Origin of the sequence: Litchfieldia alkalitelluris (genome assembly GCF_002019645.1) — a bacterium.
GTDB lineage: Bacteria > Bacillota > Bacilli > Bacillales > Bacillaceae_L > Litchfieldia > Litchfieldia alkalitelluris.
In genome coordinates this window covers 2,063,855-2,081,643 of record NZ_KV917374.1, presented here as the reverse complement: position 1 = coordinate 2,081,643, position 17,789 = coordinate 2,063,855, and the positions used below count along the sequence as shown (strand labels likewise).

Here is a 17,789-nt window from a genome sequence, read left to right as displayed (position 1 = left end):
TACAATGAAAATACTTAGGGTTGAGAGTTTTCATCCGCTGCTATCCACTCGCGGGATGCCTCGGGGAGGTTCATGAGCCTCCTCGTCGCAGGAATCGAGTGGCTCTTCGCTCATTCCACACTAAGTACATACACTACTTTAATTCACCAAAGTGCTAATTTAATTAGCATGGAGTTTATCTTAAGGAGAGCTAAATTGTGAAAAAACGCTATGTTTTAGTAGTAATTATATTTATTTCATTTACTGGTTGGATTTTAGTTAAACAGGTAGCCTTTGAATATGCTTTTATTCCATCAGAGGATAAAATTATAAATTCAACCAATTTTAACGTTCAATCAACCCACTCTCCCGATAAGGAACAAATTGAGTTAGGTAAAGAACTATATTTCAAAGAGACCTTTGGAAATGAAGTGTTTTTCACAGATATTTTAGGGATGGTTGATGGACCTTTTACGATTGGAAATATTGCAAAAGCTATATTAAGACTAGGTGGAGAAGGTACATCAAATTTACAAGTAGAAGCAGCTGAAGATTTTTCAGCCAGCCATGTGAACATAAAAAAAGGTGACCTTATTGATACTGGTCTTGATGTCGCTAAAGGGTCCTTAACTCCACTGGGAGTAAAGATTTCTGTTGACGAAGGTCGCCCAAAGATTGGAATATCATGTGCCGTCTGTCATGCAACTGTTGATCATAAAGGGAACGTGATTGCAGGTGTCACAAACACAGATTTAAATATCGGATTGGCTTTAGCCATGGGTACTAATACTGCTTCTTATTTTACCCATACCGAAATGGAGAGTTTAAAGGAATATTTTCAACACAACGCGACTTCAGAAATTTCAGTGGATGGTGAGAAAAAGACCATTCCAAAGGCTGAAGAATTCGAGCAGTTTGTGGACTCTGAAATTATTCAGTGGCCAATCGGAAGTAATGATACAACCATTGAGTTTATGAACAATCCGGTTCAGATTCCAGATACGTTTACACAAGGTGATCAACCTTATGGATGGAGTGGACAAGGTCAGATAGGTCCTTTTCATGGATTAAGTGCAGCCATTAACAATGCCCATTCGCAAAACATGGATGCTATTTCTCAGTCAGCAATTAGCGAAAAGGTTTTGCAAATTAATAAAGAGGTCTATTTTGCTACATTACTCCAAAACGCGGCAAACCCCAAGTTTAAATATGATATTTCAAGTGAAGTTAAGCCATCTGATTTTTTTAAAGGCGTTGATCCAACACCAGGTGTGCCGGGAGTAAATGAATTAATTTATAGTGCTTCTTTTCCAAAGATTAATTACTTAACAAGCATTAGCTTATTATCTAGTTCTCCTGGTTTTAAGTCGTGGGAGCAAATAAATGCAATGAGCGCATATATGAATACTCTCCAAGTTCCAAAGACTGGGTTAGAAACGAGCAAAGAGAAAATGGATGAAGGAAAGCGTATTTTTGCAAATGCTGGTTGTATCTCCTGTCATGGTGGACAACATTTTACCAATAACAAAGTAATAAAATCTGAGGAAATTAAAACGAATCCCTCAAGAGCAAAAGGATTCGGTCCAAGCGAACGGTTATTTACAAACAAACCAAAAACGTATTCATTTGTTACACCAGTGCCATTACCTAAAGATCCCAAGTTAATTGAATATGATATAAGTGATGAACAAAAAGAGCAACTTGATTTGGCTTGGGCACATAACACGAATGGTGGTTATAAAACGATTAGTTTATTAGGACTATACTGGAGCGCCCCTTATCTGCACGATGGTGGGGTAGCTGTAGGACCTAATGGTGAAATGGGTGTGACCGAAACATTGTTTGCAGGCATAAAGCCTGATCCTACTTTGAGTATGAAAGCAATGCTTGATTCTTCTTTACGTGAAGAAGTTGTGAGGGCGAACAAAAATTCGACAATCTTAAAAACAGCTGAAATCACGGGTGAAGGTCATGAATTTTGGGTAGATGATACAACTGGATTTTCCGAAGAAGAACAAGAAGCATTAATTTATTACCTATTGCGTTTAGGGGATTAATGTTACAAAAATAAGAGGGGCAGAAAAGTAGCTAAGACGTGGGTGCTTTGGTACTTTTCTATTCCTTTTGTTATTCAAAACAAATATCCCCCCTATTGCCACTTTCGCAATTTTCTTGTACAATATTACACTGTGTTCTTCGTTTTACCCCTCGCTCATAAACATTTTTATGGTTTACACATAGACTAACTTAAATAGGAGCGATAACTTAATACACCAAAGAAGGGAGCCTTGAGACCATTGCTTTTTGATAGATTACAAGAAGATGAGTACAAAAGGAAAGACCCGTTAGAAGTGCGAAAGGATTTAGTCGAGCTTGAATTCCAGCTTTTTCGAATGCAGGAAAATATCAAGGAAATCTCGAAGAAAAATCAAATCATTGGGATTGATCAAACCAAAGATGATAAGTGGGTCATTGTTTCCGCAGAAGATAATGGAAATCAATGTAAGATTATGATTAATGATTGTGAAAATCCGTACAGAGGAAAATGGGATTTTTCCATTCATGCTGTGTATACAGATGAAGATAATATCCATATTGATGATATTAGAGGGCCTGCCAACAAAGGCTATGGATCAATCTGTATGAACTATCTTAAAGAAATTGCTCGCGAACAAAATATCCCGTATATAACAGGAGATATTGCCAAGAGAGATTGGGATCATGTTGATCGCCTCGTCCACTTTTATGAAAAACACGATTTTTCAGTGGATATCGATCATAAAGAGCGCTCAGGAGAAATTGTTTGGTCTGAGTAAAAGAAAGAAATAGCCACAAGCCTTTTAAGATAGAAGGCTTGTGGCTATTTCTTATTAATAAGAAAAGCGCAAGGCGCCCGTAATCGCCGACAGGCATAAGACGAGCCGGCTTGAAGGTTGCTTTTTAACCTTCTAGGGCGGATTGGCTTAGACCTAAGAGCCGATGGCGCCCTGGAGCTAGACACCAAAACACTTGGTACAATTTTTATTTTCCCGTTAAATAAGTGAACCTTAATCATTAAAAAATTTCTCTTCCCCTATCTTCGCAACAGCTGCAAATATCTTTTCATCACTATTATACCTTAGTGAAAGATGGAAGGTCGCTTCTTCGATACCATCCATTTTATAAAGCGGTTCAAGCACTTCATAAAGGGACTCACTTTTAAGGTTATAGACAATCACTGTACCATCTTTCTTACTTTCAGTTCCGAGTATCTCCAAATCTGTTGGCAAGTGATCCTTCACAAGCTCGAAAGCCTCCTCAGGAGAAGTAACTTCTTTTGTAAAATAAATTGTCAGATCAGTACATGTTTCATTGAACCTACCACATTGGAATTTAAAGTCTGGACCAATTAATTTGGCTTGAGAATAGGAATATCCTTCCGTCTTCCCTTGGTTCTTTATAACATCAACAGGATCGCCCATCCCACTTTTAAGCGTAATCTGCTTTGATTCTAGGACAATAGGCTCAGGTTTATTTTCAATTGATGATTCTATTTCTTCTTTTTCCGAACTACTAACTGCTGTTGGTACTGACTCATCAAAAGTTAGCTCCATAAATATAAAAATAAGAACTGCAACACCAATATATCCGAATATAATATTCATGATTTTTTTAATACTAAACACCTCTCATCCGTCTAGGCCTTTACCCATTTTTTTCGTAAACCCTCACCTAACAAATTAAAGGTAAAGATAACATAGGTGATTGCTAACGCTGGAAACAATGGGATCCAAGTAGCATTTAGAATATCATTCTTTGTGTCACCAAGTAATGACCCCCAGTTATAGCTTGTATTTTGAATCGGAGGTGTTCCACCAATATAAAAAGCATAATCAATAAAGATTTTCAGTACACCTAGCTGACCAACAATTAGCGCCATTCTGCCTAAATCCATCATAAAATTAATGAAAATTTGGGGTCCTAACACAGGTAGATAGTGACCGAATATAATCGTTCTTTGCTTACTTCCAATTGTAATGGCAGCATCAATATAAGGTTTTTTCGAAATAGATGCAGCAAGTTGCTGAAAGACCATTCCTACCTTACCAATTTCCAATAAAGCAATTGTAAAAACAACAAGTAAAAAGCGTTCAGTTGTATAATTAAAAAGTGGCATATTTAATAAAATGAGTGCCATAAAGATAAGTGGTATACCTGATAATACAGAGTTCCAAGTGGAAAGGAAAAAGTAGGTTACTCCCTTCCCCTTCGTTGCTAGTAAGCCCAAAGGGACTGCAAATAGATATTTAATAAATGTGCAAGCGATCATAAAGTAGAGTGTGTCTTTTGCCCCTAAAACTAGAAGACTCAACATATCTCTCCCCTCTGAATCTGTGCCCAACCAATCCTCATTTGAAGGAGGATGTGGGGCTTTTGCAAACGTACCTGTTTCTTCATAAAACCTTATTCTACCCTCTTCAAAGTCTGTATCAATAAAAGGAAGATGTGGTCCAATGTATGTGACCAAAAGAAGGAAAGCAAATAAAATAAGACCAAGTGTTAATTCTTTATTTTTCATCACATACTCCTTTCTCTTGGATCAATATAATATCTAAGTAAATAAGAGATAATCTGAGTTACATAAACGACTGTCATAAATAACCAAGATAAGACAACAATTAATTCTCGTTCATTAGGAATCGCTAGGTATAATCGGTAACCAGCACCCTTATAGTCTAAAAATAATTCTAAAACAAGCAAGTTCGATAAAAGCAAGAGCATGATGGATGGCAAGTGACTTAACACATTACTTAAGCTATTTTGAAGCATATGATGATTGACCACGAAACGATTTTTAAAGCCTTTCGAATAGGAAACTTGAACATATTGCTCCCCTTGTTCTTCTAACAAGGCACTAGCCGTAAGTTTTGCAACATATGTCATCGGATATAATGCCACAATCAATGAAGGAAGAATAAATCCGTACCATTCATCATAGGCAAACACGTCGACAAACGGAAAATAAAATAACAAAATCCATATGATTGCAATGATGAAGAAAAAATCAGGAAATGACTGAGTCAGTGACGTAAATCGATTACCGAAGAGATTCGTCCTACGATGCTGATGTCGAAAATCAAACACACCCTTCATCACCCCACCAACAATAATGAAGAAAAATGCTGTTAAGATGATTTTCATTGTTCTTGGAAACACCCGTTCAACCTCATCAAGTACAAGAGTACTGGATTTTGTAAACCCAAAATGACCGTCCGTAAAAATACCTTTTAAAAATGCTAGAGTTTCGGGCAAATAGTTATCCCATGAAGCTTGGATTTTTGGCAGCATTTGACCTGGCTGTTGAACCAGTAAAGCATCCCGAGGGAAGAACACAACTAAAACAATTAATGAAGCAGATAATATGTAAATCAGTAAAGTTCTTAGTAGAAAACGCGCAAGCATGACATTCCTCCCCATTTAATAAACTCCTATTTCAATATATTAACAGAATCTTACAAAAGATAAAAGGGAAGATGTCAAACTTGTCGATTAATATAGAAAATTCTAAAAACCTGTATATACTCATGAGATTTCACTATACTTGATTGTTACTTCAAAATAGTGATTCCTCGTTCATTTCATAGGCGATTTCGATCTATCAGCCTATCAGGTTGACTCCTCGTCGTTAACATCGTAAGTATTAAATATCAAATTCCATAGAAAAAAGAGTGAACGCAAAGTCCACTCTTCAACTGTCTATTAATATGGTCCACGAATATAATCTGCCACATTTTCACGATAAAATTGAGTTAGTTTTTCAAGCTCTTCTTCTGAAAACGCTGGTACTTCTTGCGCTTCAAGATTTGCAAGAACCTGTTTAACTGATTTAAATCCTGGAATAACACAAGTTACACCTTGTTGATCAAGACACCATCTTAAAGCAGCCGTTGCCATTGATTTACGGTTTTCACCAATCCAACCAAGTTGTCCACTTAATTCAACTCCACGGTTGAATTCTAATCCGGCAAATGTTTCACCAACATTGAATGCTTCTCCATCTTTGTTAAAATTTCGGTGGTCATCATTTTCAAACTTAGTATCAACCGTAAATTTTCCTGTTAATAAACCACTAGCTAGTGGAACCCTGGAAAGGATACCAACACCCTTTTCCTGTGCCTTAGGGAATAGTTCCTCGATTGGTTTTTGACGGAAAATATTAAAGATTACTTGAAGTGCACTTACATTTGGATTTTCTAAACAGAATAACCCTTCCTCTACAGATTCTACACTTACACCGTAATGTCTAATTTTTCCTTCTTGCTTTAATTTATCAAGTACTTCAAATACTTTTCCATCTTTTAAAATTTCAAAAGGTGGGCAATGAATTTGATATAAATCAATCGCTTCACGATTTAAACGTTTTAAGCTCGATTCTAAATATGTACGAACCTGTTCTTCGGAATAAGTTTTAGGATCATAAATATCCCCCGCACGACAAAACTTAGTAGCAATATGAATTTTATCTTCTTTGCCTTTTGTCGCTTGTGCTAACAATTCCTCACTATGTCCATCTCCATACACATCAGCGGTATCGAAAAAGTTCACGCCACGATCCATAGCTGTTTCTAGAGCTTTCAGTGATTCTTCATCATTTGTTCTTCCCCATGAGCCACCAATCGCCCATGTACCAAAGCTTATTTCACTTACTTTTAAGTCTGTGTTCCCTAACTGACGATATTTCATTTATTTCACTCCTACTATAAAAAATGGTTAAAACTTAATAGGTCTGTTTACGCTTTCACTTTCTATTTTAATCCACCTATTGATATAAGTAAAACTTTTGAATCTACTCCAGTACTTCTAACCGATGTGCCTACTCGGTATTGTAGTAATTTCCACAGTCTTTATTCCTCTCTATTTCTATATCAGCCCATAACCTTGTTTAACAAAATTTCAAAGTGTATATTTAATTTATTACATTAATATTTTTATTAACTTAAAGAATTATGGGGGATTATCCTATGGAAATTAATATCTCTAATGAACATTTACCAGTCTATGAGGCACTCGCTAGCGCTGTAAGAATAAAGATCATTCATTTACTAGCTGAACGTCCAATGAACATTCGAGAATTAGCTGAAGCTACTGAGCTCAGTAGTGCAATCATGACGATGCACGTGAAAAAATTAGAAAAAGCAAAAATCATTTATACAGATATGATTCCTGGTAAAGCAGGTGTTCAAAAACTATGCGTACTAGATGTAGATAAAATTGAAATCATTTTTCCTAAGAAGCTTAAACAAATAAAAGAGTTCCATCAATTTGATGTACCTGTAGGACATTATACTGACTTTACTATTGAGCCAACCTGTGGAATAGCAACACGCGAAAAACTAATTGGTGAATTTGATGAACCAAGATATTTTTTAGATCATGATCGTGTAAATGCTAGTATTCTTTGGTTTGGTCAAGGCTATGTAGAATACAAAATTCCTAACTTTTTATTAAGTAGTAATAAACCTGAAGAATTAGAGATTTCAATGGAAATATCGTCGGAAGCACCAGACTCGAATAGCAATTGGCCTTCAGATATCTCTTTTTACTTAAATGGAGTCCAATTAGGCAAATGGACAAGTCCAGGTGATTTTGCTGATAATAAAGGAAAGTATACACCTTCATGGTGGCCAAGCCATATTAATCAGTATGGGCTTTTAAAGTATTTGCGAATCACTTCTAATGGTACATTTATGGATGGAATTAAGATATCTGATGTAACATTAGAAAATGTAGGAATTAGAGAAAAGCAATGGACCTTTAGAGTTGCTGTAAATAAAGAAGAGGAACATGTTGGCGGTGTTACTTTATTTGGGGCCGGTTTTGGTAACTATAATCAAGACATCATCTTCCGCTTGTATTATACAAAGGAACAAAAATTATAACTAATGATAAATCCTCCCTTTTGCTCTCTCTTTGTAGAAGCTGCAGGGGGGATTATTTCGTTAACAATTTTATTATTGATTAATATGAATAATTATATTTATAATATAATTGATAGTATAAATGTGTAACGGATTGGAAAGGCTTACAGGCTTGTTGTTTAATATTACGGATTTATGACCTATCAAAAAGTTAATAGACTACTAGGAGGTCGTTATATGAAGAGATCGAAATTAGTCATAGCTGCTTTCTTTGCCTTAGCTCTTAGTGCATGTAGCAGCAATGATAGCGAAATGAAAACAACTACTTTCCCTGAACCAAGCTTTACGAATGTAACTGTGCATGATCCTTCTGTCATTAAAACAGATGACACTTACTATGTATTTGGCTCTCATTTAGCTTCAGCAAAGTCTGAGGATCTTATGAACTGGGAACAAGTATCTGAAGGGGTTCATCCTGGCAATCCAGTAATTCCAAACGCATTAGAAGAGATGGCTGAAACCTTTGAATGGGCTCAGACCAACACCTTCTGGGCTGCAGATGTTATTCAATTAGAAGATGGCCGCTACTATATGTATTACAATGCCTGTAAAGGCGATTCTCCACGATCGGCAATGGGAATCGCTGTTTCAGATAATATTGAAGGACCATATGAGGATTTAGGAATTATTTTAAAATCAGGAATGTGGGATCAGCCAAGTGAGGATGGCAAAATATATGATGCAACCTACCATCCAAATGCAGTAGACCCTGATACGTTTTTTGATCATGAAGGAAACCTGTGGATGGTTTATGGATCTTATTCTGGGGGAATATTCATCTTAAAACTCGATCCTAAGACTGGTTTTCCATATGAAGGACAAGGATATGGAAAAAAACTGCTTGGTGCTAACCATAGTCGCATTGAAGCACCTTATATGCTTTATAATCCTGAAACAAACTATTATTATTTATTTTTATCATATGGTGGACTTGATGCTGTAGGTGGTTACAATATCCGTGTTGCACGTTCCGAAAATCCAGATGGTCCGTTCAATGATGTTGAAGGCAATGATATGATTGATGCACATGGTAAACCTGGGACAATTTTTGATGATGTTTCAATTGAGCCTTATGGAGCAAAGTTAGTAGGAAATTTCAAATTCTTAGGGAGTGAGAATGAAGAAGTCGATGAAGCACATTATGGATATGTTTCACCAGGACATAACTCGGCACACTATGATGAAGAAACGAATAAATATTTTAATTTCTTCCATACACGTTTCCCTGACACAGGAGAAATGCATGAAGTAAGAGTTCATCAAATGTTCTTTAACAAAGATGGCTGGCCTTTATTAGCTCCATATCGTTATGGCGGCGAAACGACTGGAAAAATCAATAAAAATCAAGTGATTGGTGACTATAAATTCATTAACCACGGAAAAGATATCTCAGCTACTCTTAAGGAATCAATGATCATTGAACTAAAGAAGAATGGTAAAATTGCTGGTGAAGTGACTGGTACTTGGGAGCAAACGGGTGACTATTCCGTAGAATTAACGATCGACGAGATGACCTACGATGGTGTATTTGTCCTTCAATATGATGATATCAATGAAAAGCATGTGATGACTTTTACAGCTTTATCTGAAAATGGTACAGCCATTTGGGGTAGTAAAGTAGAATAGGAATTATAATTATAACACACCGCACTTTTGGGTGTGTTTTTCCATTTTATAGAGGTATTTCAACAAAACGTGTAATTTTTAAGGTATCATTACTTATGAGTACATACTGGGAGTGAGTATTTTGTCAAAACGAGATAAGATTTTAGGTATTGCAATAGGGGTTCTTATCATCTTTAATATTGTAAGCTATAACAAGGTTAGTAACTTAGAAGAGAGATTGTATATGCTCGACTCTTTGAGCCATGAGATAGATAGTATGAATCATTCGGTTCATAACATTTCCTCAGAGGTTGGTATGAGAATGAATGAATTTATGCAAGAACAGCTATGGATTCCAGAAAAGAATTATGAAGTCTTACATGTAGATATCGAAGGCAACACAATCGATGTGCAGATAAACTGGACCTTACGTGAACAACTTCAAAAAGAAAATGTCTCTTTCTTATACCGTGAAACTACTACAGATGATTGGACTGAGTTAGAAGCGACTCATAAAGATGGATTGAATTATTCAGTAGAGCATACATTTCCTTTGAAAGGTAATTATGAAACACAGGTAATCGCTTCTTCTGAATCAGGAACACGAAGTGAAGACCTACTGGATTTAAACTTCAAAGAACAATTAGATACTAGGATTATCATTAATGCGCATTTAAACCATAATGGCAATCGTGATTATGACTTACATATTGATATCAATAATCCTCTGAAAAGTGAATTTATGGTTGATAGTAATCGTGAGGCGCTTAAAATACAGAGTGCAATGGCATATCTTACGATTAATGGAAAAGCAATAAAAGAATTTAACTTATTAGAGCTTTCTGACAACATGAAACCAGATCCAGATAGTGAGTATCTTTTTTACAGCGATTTTATTACTTTGGATGCTGTCGAAGGTGAATTAGGAAACAATGCAAAACTCCATATAGTCGTTGAAGATGGGCTAGGATTACAATATGAAGTGATTACTGATGCTATGAATTAAACAAGGCTTAATATTAATAGAGATCAACGCCATCTTAAAGAAGAATTGGTGTTGATCTTTTTTTGCTTTTATAAATTCTCTGGAGTAAAAAATGTCTTACCTATCTTTATACTTTTCTATTTCTTCTTCCATCGATTTATCATTAAAATGTATGTTATCTTTTTTTAGTTGTATCCTTATTAGCAGCTCAAGTTTCTCGTTTATGCTTGATACACACCAAATCACAAAGCCTACTACTAATACATTTAACAATAAAATAATAATTACGAAAGCTTCCATATTAGACCTCCCCTCCAGCGGAATTTACAATAAAAAGAGGTACAATTCACATTGCACCTCAAACTAACCCTTGTTGTTATTGTTTTTCTCCACTTAATCGAAAAGGATTATTTAAGAAAAATATGTTATTTTAAATTTACTATAGCTTCACTTTTTATAGATTCATAGCAGGCTTCAATCACCTTCATATTTTTCACAGCTTTTTCACCAGAATATTTTAGTTCAAGCGAAGGATTTAAGATCGCTTCTGAGAAGTGTTCAACCTGAAGAACATACTGCTCTCCATAGATTTTCTCTTCCCTTCTTACTGAACCTTTATCAACGATCACTACACCGATATTTCCATTTACATCTGGACGGTATGCTGCTGGAACGGTAATCGTTCCTTTTGTCCCAATCACTTCATATGTTTGTCTAAAAGCCATATCGAAGCTACTATCAAAAATAGCATCTACGCCGTTTTCCATTTTCATTGTCACAAATGAAGTTGTCTCTACTTGATAATCTGAATCAATCTTAGCTTTAACTTCAACGGAGATAGGCTCACTGCCCAAGATATTTCTTGTTGAATGGATACAATAGCAACCAACATCAAAGATACTACCGCCACCCATAGTTGGGTCCATTCGAATATTTCCAGTTCGATCCTCTAAAAAGAATGAGAAGTTCGATTTCATTAATTTAATTTCGCCAATTTCACCTGATTGAAGAATTTCCTTCACGCGCTCATGTTGAGGATGGAATTGATACATAAATGCTTCCATAAACCTCACACCATACTTTTCACAAGCATCTACCATTTCTTTTGTTTCTGTTGATGTTAACGATGCTGGTTTTTCACATAAAACATGCTTACCTTTTTCTGCTGCCTTAATAACCCATTCCTTATGTAGGTGATTTGGAAGAGGAATATATACTGCATCGATTTCAGGATCATCGAGCAACTCTTCGTAACTAGTATAAGATTTTGGTATTTTTAAATTTTCAGCAACCTCAATTGCCTTTTCTCCTCGACTTGCAATAGCAACAACCTCAGCATTTTTTGCCGTCTTAATTGCTGGGATTAATTGTGTTTGTCCAATGTGGGCTGTACTTAAAACTCCCCATTTAATTGTTGTCATATTATCGCCTCCTATATTTCTATTATACAATGAATAGTAACTTTTGCCTTCTTAAAAGAAAGCCCTCTCAAATAAATGTCCGAGAGGGCTTAACGTTATTATAAGGCTGTTTTTGAATCAAACTTTCAGAAACGTGCCTATTATAATCTAAATTCAACTAACTGCTGATTTAGTTCTTTTGTTTGTTTATAAATTTGCTTATAAATACCAAATAGCTTTTGATATTTTTCAACGTTTTCTGCTATTGGAACAAACTTTTCAGCAGGTTCAGTGAATTTATCCGCACACTCTTGTAAAGTACTATACCAACCAGCACCAAATCCAGCTAAAATGGCTGCTCCCATTCCAGGCCCTTGTTCACTCTTAAGCTTGATGATTTCAGCATTAAATAAGTCAGCTTGAATTTGTAACCATGTTTTATTTTTTGCTCCGCCACCGATTGATATAATCGTATCAATTTTCTTCCCATTTTCACGGAAGATTTCAATGGACTCATTTAATGAGAAGGTAATTCCTTCAATAACAGCACGAACAAAATCCTTACGAGTATGTGACGCATCAGCACCAATAAAGCTAGCACGAATCACTGAATCTGCGTGAGGTGTTCTCTCACCAACAAGATATGGTGTGAACATTAATCCATTAGAACCAACTGGTACAGTATCAATTCCATCCACAAAGCTTTCAAAGCTTTCTCCTGATGCAAAAACATCCTTAAACCAGCTTAAACTATAGCCTGCCGCAAGAGTAACACCCATTGTATAATAAGCATTTTCTTGGCTGTGGTTAAAATAATGAACCTTCCCTTCAAAATCTAGATCATTTTGAGTTTCATAAGACAAGATAACCCCTGATGTTCCAATACTAGCTAATGTTTTACCTTCTGATAAAATACCTGAGCCAACAGCACCACATGCATTGTCTGCACCACCAGCAAATACTTTAGTACTCTCGGATAATCCAGTAGCGCCGGCATAATCAGAAGTAAGTGTGCCAACACAATCAAATGACTCAACAAGTGGTGGGCATAACTTTGCTGGAACACCAACTAAGTTACACACTTCTTCACTCCAGCTTTTTTCAGCTACATTTAATAGAAGTGTCCCAGCAGCATCGGAATACTCACTATGTAGCTTTCCTGTTATACGATATCGTAAATAATCCTTTGGAAGTAAGAATACTGAAGCTTTGGCGAAAACCTCAGGCTCATTTTCTTTTACCCATAAAATTTTTGGTAAGGTAAAACCTTCTAGTGCAGGATTTTTTGTGATTTCAAGTAATTTCTCTTGGCCTACAAGCTCGTAAATATCCTGACACTGTTTTGTCGTTCTTGTATCATTCCATAAAATCGCATTGCGAAGCACTTCGTTATTTTCATCAAGTAATACTAAACCGTGCATTTGACCTGAAAAACTAATTCCTTCAATATCTTCAACACTTCCATTAAAGTTAGAAACGATTTCAGCTAATGCTTCTGTTGTTTTTTCAACCCATTCCTCTGGGTTTTGTTCACTATATCCTGATTTTTCTTGGATTAAAGGATATGATTTTGAAGTTTCTTGAACAACATCACCTTGTTGGTTTACTAATAAAACCTTTACAGCACTTGTACCTAGATCAACACCTAATACATATTTCATCTATACTCACTCCTTATTCAAAGAAAAGGATGTGCCACTGACACATCCTTTCAAGTTGTTATTATACAGTCACACCTGCAGAAACATTTAAGATATAACGGTTAATTGTAGCCTTTAACATCTCTTGACGACCTGATTTGTTTTGAATATCTCCTAAGTCTAATGCATATGCTTCAAGCTTATGAAGATCTGTATTACCTTCTACGATATCTTTACCGATACCATGAGTATAGCTGCTGTAACGATCAGCAATAAAGTTTTCTAACACTTTGTCATCGATTAGTTTTTGAGCAACTTTAAATCCGATAGCGAATGCATCCATACCAGCGATGTGTGCGTGGAATAAGTCATCAGTATCAAATGAACCACGACGTACTTTCGCATCGAAGTTTAATCCACCTTTACCAAGACCGCCATTTTGAATAATTTCATACATAGCTAGAGTTGTAGTATATAAGTCTGTTGGGAATTCGTCAGTATCCCATCCAAGTAATGTATCACCTTGGTTTGCATCTACTGATCCAAGCATTCCGTTGATACGAGCTGTACGTAATTCATGCTCAAATGTATGTCCAGCTAATGTAGCATGGTTTGCTTCGATGTTGAATGCAAAGTGATCAGTAAGATCATATTTTTGTAAGAATGCTAAACCAGTTGCTACATCAAAGTCGTATTGGTGAGTTGATGGCTCTTTTGGTTTTGGCTCGATTAAGAATGGAGCGTCAAAGCCGATTTCCTTCGCATAATCAACAGCTAAGTGGAAGAAACGTGCAAGGTTATCAAGTTCAAGACCCATATCAGTATTTAATAGAGTTTCGTAACCTTCACGTCCACCCCAGAATACATAGTTTTCAGCGCCAAGCTCTTTACCAACTTCAAGACCTTTTTTCACTTTTGCAGCAGAGTAAGCAAATACATCAGCATTTGAAGAAGTAGCTGCACCGAACACATAACGTGGGTTTGTGAACATGTTTGCAGTGTTCCAAAGTAATTTTGTGTTGCTAGTTTTCATGTATTCTTTGATCATTGCAACAATAACATCAACGTTTTTATTAGATTCTCTTAAAGTGCTTCCTTCTGGAGCTATATCCACATCGTGGAATGCAAAGAATGGAGCGTTCATTTTTTCGAAAAATTCAAATGCTGCTTCAACGCGAGCTTTTGCTTTATCTAAACCAGTTAGGTGGTCCCAAGGACGGATTGCTGTTCCAGCACCGAATGGGTCAGAACCTTCACCAGTAAATGTATGCCAGTAAGCGATTGAATAACGAAGGTATTCTTGCATTGACTTTCCGCCAACGATTTCTTCTGGGTTGTAATATTTAAATGCGAAAGGATTGTTTGAATTTGGGCCTTCATACTTAACTTTGTTTACATTTGGAAAATAAGCCATTTTAAATTCCTCCTAAGATTCTATTAATCTAATTTGTAATTTAATAGTTGTAATCGCTTTCTGAAAGCGTACGAACTATTAACTTAACCTGAGTATACCACCCAAAACTTAATTTGTCTATCCAATAAACTAAGTTTATGATAAAATATTTTTAAAGATAAAATATAGAATTGAAACTTGATATATAGTCCCTTTTGCCACATAAAAAGGACTGAAAATTAAGGAAAATACCAATATGCGTTTAAATAATTTATACTAATTCTATCTCAAAAAATTACAGGGGCGAAAAACATGCAAATTACATGGAATCAACAAGTTGTTAAGCGTAATAATAAATCACTTGTACTACAAATGATTAAAGATCAAGCTCCCTTATCTCGCGCAGAGATTTCACAGCGTACTGGTTTAAATAAATCAACTGTATCTTCATTAGTAAATGAGTTATTAGATGAAGATCTTGTATATGAAACAGGTCCTGGAGAATCAAGTGGTGGACGTAGACCTGTGATGCTTCTATTTAACCAAGTGGCTGGATATTCGATTGGAATTGATATTGGAGTTAACTATCTTTTAGGCGTTCTTACTGACCTCCAAGGAAAGATCATTTACGAAAAAAATATTCCTTTAAAACACCTTGATTATGAAGTTGTCACGAGTCAAGTAAAAGACTTTATCCGTCATCTGATTGAAATGGCTCCAAATAGCCGTTACGGAGTTGTTGGAATCGGTGTAGGAGTTCCCGGTATTGTTAATAAGGAAGGGAAAATTTTATTAGCTCCTAATTTAAGTTGGAAAGATGCTTTATTAAAGAAAGAACTCGAAATAGAATTTGAGCTACCTATCATCGTCGAAAATGAAGCAAATGCTGGTGCATATGGTGAAATGAGATTTGGGGCGGGACAGCTTTTTGAAAACATTACTTATATTAGTGCTAGTATTGGGATTGGTGTTGGACTTATTCTAAATAGTGAATTGTACTGTGGAAAAAATGGCTTTTCCGGAGAATCTGGACATATGCTGATTGATATTAATGGAAGAAAATGCAGCTGCGGTAGAAACGGATGCTGGGAAGCTTATGCATCCGAGCATGCACTTTTAAAAGAAGCTAGAGAGCTTTTTAAAACAGACATGACACTTGAGGAATTAATTGAGGAAGCCAAAAAATCAAACCAAGAAGTAATTGATTTATTTAAGCGTGTTGGCCAATATATTGGTTTCGGAATCACAAACCTAGTGAATACACTTAATCCTCAGCAAGTGATAATTGGGAATCGGATGACGATGGCAAAGGAATTACTAGAAGAATCCGTAATGGAAACGATCCTTGAACAATCACTACCATTCCATCACCAAGGGTTGTCGATTAAATTTTCTGAATTAACGATTTATCCAGCTGCCCTAGGAGTTTCAGCATTTGTTGTTGAGAACTTCTTTAAGCAGGAAGAATTAGTGGAGCAGACATAGACAACTATTATAAGCAAAACCCACGGAATTTTCTGTGGGTTTTTTATTGTAAATTAAATGGTATATAGTATATTCTCATTTTCTTTTGTCCTTGATGATCAAGGTTTAGTGTTTTTAATAATTTATTTGAGACTGAAACAGAATCAATTAACAAATATTCTCTTAGTTGTGAATTAGTAATTGTCGGTGAAATGATTAAAGCGTAATCCAACAAAGCTGGTATATGAGCTTCACGACTTTCATTGTTACATATAGAACAATACCAATTTCCATGAATTCGTTTTAGTGGTGCATTGTTACAGTATTCGCATATTACACCTTTAATCAAGTCAGTAATAGTAAGGTTATATTTCGAAAGAATAGATTCCTGAAAGAACTCAACATGTTGCTTAATTAGATGACGTGCAAGTTTTCTTAATTCTTTGTCTGTATTTACATCCTTTGTTTGTAAACTCTCTATTCGACTAATGTTTTCTACTATATTTTCACTATGAATTACTTTTTGGGAAATGATTCGAGTTGCAGTTGGGGCTTTTATGATTGTTTGGGGATTACTAATAACAACAAATGATGTAATGGGTGGTAAAGTAAATCGATTGTCTCTAAGCCAGTTTTGAAATTGAGATTCTTTCTTTGATGTTTGAGTGATAGGATATCTAAATCCTGTTTCTTCCCCCTCTTTTACACGAATTAGTTGCTTAAAGTCGTTATCAAAGATCAATGTTCCAGCAATATTTTTTACTTCAAGTATTATAAACATTTTTGAAGATAAGATGAGCGTGTCAATTTGAAAGTAACGGAGTTGATCATCAGCTAATCTAAGGTCATGTAATATGTAAAATTCCTTGTTATCTAGAAAACTCAAATGATAATCAATGGATACTTCCCCTTTGTATCCTGCTTCTCTTTTTTTAAAATCATCAATGACTACTTGACGTGTGGGATGATTTGGAGGAATTCTTCGAATAAGGGCTTGCAACTGTTTCATTATTAGTGGATATTTTCTTTCTTTTAAAATCATCTTATGGGACTCCTCTCAATTATTTGAATGGATTAATTTTATAATGAGGAAAATCAATAAGCGAATGACGATATTTTGATTTTTAGAGTGAAAAATGGTGTGCTCTAGTAACTATTGTTGTTAAAAATCTAACTTAACGGCTTTGTTTGTGGTTATTTTGTGGTTTTTAAGGTTTGTGGGAAGTTTTTTTGGCGGGTTTTGGTTCGGTATCTACCACTTTGGGACTTTTATTGGCCACTTTTGTTAGTTTATTAGCCAGTTTTCAGATCTTTTCAATTTTTCAACCTAAACCCTTCAAAAACATTAATTACCTCACAAAAAAG

15 protein-coding genes are annotated in these 17,789 nt (G+C 35.6%); 6 read left to right on the top strand and 9 right to left on the bottom strand.

Annotation, left to right across the window (positions count from 1 at the left end; genetic code table 11):
• The first annotated feature begins 197 nt into the window (after positions 1–197).
• Both BK579_RS09490 and BK579_RS09485 read left to right on the top strand, forming a co-directional pair.
• Complete coding sequence (locus BK579_RS09490; protein ID WP_078544959.1) at positions 198–2,036, top strand: hypothetical protein; 1,839 nt, start codon at positions 198–200, stop codon at positions 2,034–2,036.
• Between the two features lie 240 nt (positions 2,037–2,276).
• Positions 2,277–2,795 carry an N-acetyltransferase gene (locus BK579_RS09485; protein WP_078550498.1) on the top strand — a complete coding sequence of 173 codons (519 nt, stop codon included), beginning with the start codon at positions 2,277–2,279 and terminating at the stop codon, positions 2,793–2,795.
• 231 nt (positions 2,796–3,026) lie between these two features.
• On the opposite strand, the gene BK579_RS09480 is transcribed toward BK579_RS09485, so the two are convergent.
• From BK579_RS09480 to BK579_RS09465, 4 genes are all read right to left on the bottom strand, one after another.
• Positions 3,027–3,623 carry a hypothetical protein gene (locus BK579_RS09480; RefSeq protein WP_078544957.1) on the bottom strand — a complete coding sequence of 199 codons (597 nt, stop codon included), beginning with the start codon at positions 3,621–3,623 and terminating at the stop codon, positions 3,027–3,029.
• Between the two features lie 32 nt (positions 3,624–3,655).
• Positions 3,656–4,537, bottom strand: coding sequence for an ABC transporter permease (locus BK579_RS09475; RefSeq protein ID WP_078544956.1), 882 nt, complete (start codon positions 4,535–4,537; stop codon positions 3,656–3,658).
• Entirely contained in the window at positions 4,537–5,436 is a 900-nt protein-coding gene (locus BK579_RS09470) for an ABC transporter permease subunit (protein ID WP_078544954.1), read from the bottom strand. Before BK579_RS09470 ends, BK579_RS09475 begins: the two co-directional genes overlap by 1 nt.
• Before the next feature lie 282 nt (positions 5,437–5,718).
• On the bottom strand, positions 5,719–6,702 hold the full coding sequence (locus tag BK579_RS09465; RefSeq protein ID WP_078544953.1) for an aldo/keto reductase: 984 nt from the start codon (positions 6,700–6,702) through the stop codon (positions 5,719–5,721).
• Between the two features lie 278 nt (positions 6,703–6,980).
• Here BK579_RS09465 and BK579_RS09460 point away from each other — a divergent pair, with 278 nt between their 5' ends.
• From BK579_RS09460 to BK579_RS09450, 3 genes are all read left to right on the top strand, one after another.
• Positions 6,981–7,898, top strand: a complete 918-nt coding sequence (locus BK579_RS09460) for an ArsR/SmtB family transcription factor (RefSeq protein ID WP_078544952.1) — start codon at positions 6,981–6,983, stop codon at positions 7,896–7,898.
• 216 nt (positions 7,899–8,114) lie between these two features.
• Positions 8,115–9,563, top strand: a complete 1,449-nt coding sequence (locus BK579_RS09455) for an arabinan endo-1,5-alpha-L-arabinosidase AbnB (protein ID WP_078544951.1) — start codon at positions 8,115–8,117, stop codon at positions 9,561–9,563.
• A gap of 121 nt (positions 9,564–9,684) precedes the next feature.
• On the top strand, positions 9,685–10,548 hold the full coding sequence (locus BK579_RS09450) for a hypothetical protein (RefSeq protein ID WP_078544950.1): 864 nt from the start codon (positions 9,685–9,687) through the stop codon (positions 10,546–10,548).
• Between the two features lie 96 nt (positions 10,549–10,644).
• Here the strand turns inward: BK579_RS09450 and BK579_RS09445 are convergent, their stop codons facing one another.
• From BK579_RS09445 to xylA, 4 genes are all read right to left on the bottom strand, one after another.
• Positions 10,645–10,827: a hypothetical protein gene (locus tag BK579_RS09445; protein WP_078544949.1), complete on the bottom strand. Its 183-nt coding sequence runs from the start codon at positions 10,825–10,827 to the stop codon at positions 10,645–10,647.
• Between the two features lie 125 nt (positions 10,828–10,952).
• Positions 10,953–11,948 (bottom strand): Gfo/Idh/MocA family protein, encoded by a 996-nt coding sequence (locus tag BK579_RS09440; RefSeq protein WP_078544948.1) that lies wholly within the window; start codon positions 11,946–11,948, stop codon positions 10,953–10,955.
• A 140-nt stretch (positions 11,949–12,088) separates the two neighbouring features.
• Entirely contained in the window at positions 12,089–13,588 is a 1,500-nt protein-coding gene (gene xylB, locus BK579_RS09435; RefSeq protein ID WP_078544947.1) for a xylulokinase, read from the bottom strand.
• A 61-nt stretch (positions 13,589–13,649) separates the two neighbouring features.
• On the bottom strand, positions 13,650–14,981 hold the full coding sequence (gene xylA / locus BK579_RS09430) for a xylose isomerase (protein ID WP_078544946.1): 1,332 nt from the start codon (positions 14,979–14,981) through the stop codon (positions 13,650–13,652).
• A gap of 291 nt (positions 14,982–15,272) precedes the next feature.
• Here xylA and BK579_RS09425 point away from each other — a divergent pair, with 291 nt between their 5' ends.
• The gene (locus BK579_RS09425; RefSeq protein ID WP_078544945.1) at positions 15,273–16,445 is read left to right on the top strand and encodes an ROK family transcriptional regulator; all 1,173 of its coding nucleotides are present in this window, start codon (positions 15,273–15,275) and stop codon (positions 16,443–16,445) included.
• 43 nt (positions 16,446–16,488) lie between these two features.
• On the opposite strand, the gene BK579_RS09420 is transcribed toward BK579_RS09425, so the two are convergent.
• A complete protein-coding gene (locus BK579_RS09420) occupies positions 16,489–17,466 on the bottom strand; it encodes a nuclease-related domain-containing protein (protein ID WP_078544944.1) in 978 nt (325 codons plus the stop codon).
• Positions 17,467–17,789 lie beyond the last annotated feature (323 nt).

Excerpts from the sequence above, each read along its gene's own strand:
- BK579_RS09480 (WP_078544957.1), bottom strand. The coding sequence starts at position 3,623 with ATGAATATTATATTCGGATATATTGGTGTTGCAGTTCTTATTTTTATA.
- BK579_RS09475 (WP_078544956.1), bottom strand. The coding sequence starts at position 4,537 with ATGAAAAATAAAGAATTAACACTTGGTCTTATTTTATTTGCTTTCCTT.
- BK579_RS09470 (WP_078544954.1), bottom strand. The coding sequence starts at position 5,436 with ATGGGGAGGAATGTCATGCTTGCGCGTTTTCTACTAAGAACTTTACTG.
- BK579_RS09465 (WP_078544953.1), bottom strand. The coding sequence starts at position 6,702 with ATGAAATATCGTCAGTTAGGGAACACAGACTTAAAAGTAAGTGAAATA.
- BK579_RS09460 (WP_078544952.1), top strand. The coding sequence starts at position 6,981 with ATGGAAATTAATATCTCTAATGAACATTTACCAGTCTATGAGGCACTC.
- BK579_RS09455 (WP_078544951.1), top strand. The coding sequence starts at position 8,115 with ATGAAGAGATCGAAATTAGTCATAGCTGCTTTCTTTGCCTTAGCTCTT.
- BK579_RS09445 (WP_078544949.1), bottom strand. The coding sequence starts at position 10,827 with ATGGAAGCTTTCGTAATTATTATTTTATTGTTAAATGTATTAGTAGTA.
- BK579_RS09440 (WP_078544948.1), bottom strand. The coding sequence starts at position 11,948 with ATGACAACAATTAAATGGGGAGTTTTAAGTACAGCCCACATTGGACAA.
- xylB (WP_078544947.1), bottom strand. The coding sequence starts at position 13,588 with ATGAAATATGTATTAGGTGTTGATCTAGGTACAAGTGCTGTAAAGGTT.
- xylA (WP_078544946.1), bottom strand. The coding sequence starts at position 14,981 with ATGGCTTATTTTCCAAATGTAAACAAAGTTAAGTATGAAGGCCCAAAT.
- BK579_RS09425 (WP_078544945.1), top strand. The coding sequence starts at position 15,273 with ATGCAAATTACATGGAATCAACAAGTTGTTAAGCGTAATAATAAATCA.
- BK579_RS09420 (WP_078544944.1), bottom strand. The coding sequence starts at position 17,466 with ATGATTTTAAAAGAAAGAAAATATCCACTAATAATGAAACAGTTGCAA.